The sequence below is a fragment of the Lacihabitans soyangensis genome, assembly GCF_024343775.1.
GTDB lineage: Bacteria > Bacteroidota > Bacteroidia > Cytophagales > Spirosomataceae > Leadbetterella > Leadbetterella soyangensis.
Map to the genome: position 1 here is coordinate 1 of NZ_RJUF01000164.1, position 449 is coordinate 449.

The window sequence follows — 449 nt, forward strand, 5'->3', positions numbered from 1 at the left end:
GAAACAGACTATTTTTACAGAACTAAGTCATCATTCTGATAGAGGTGGGCAGTACGTCAGCAATGAGTACGTAGAAATGTTAAATGCTGCCAAAATCAAAATAAGTATGTGCAACGAAGTCCATGAAAATGCTCATATTGAAAGAGTAAATGGAACTATAAAGAACCAGTACCTCAGATATCGAAATATTACAAGTTTTGAAGAACTTAAAAAACAATTGAGCCGAACAATTGAAGCCTATAACAATAGCAAACCACATGTAGCTTTGAATAAGCTATCACCAAACTCGTTTGAACAATATATCAAAGAACAATATGTCGAAAATCGACCGATATTACCAATTTGGACTTGTAATGAAACGAAAAATATCAACCCAAATCAATGTATATTACAATTTTAACTATATTACATTTGTCTAAAAAAACGTCAACCTATTTTAGGCAAGCACA

Annotated in this window: 1 protein-coding gene; it reads left to right on the forward strand. The window is 32.1% G+C overall.

What is annotated here, in order from left to right:
• On the forward strand, nt 1-400 hold a 400-nt coding region (locus EGI31_RS15255), incomplete at its 5' end, for an integrase core domain-containing protein (protein WP_255038012.1).
• Nucleotides 401-449: the final 49 nt, after the last annotated feature.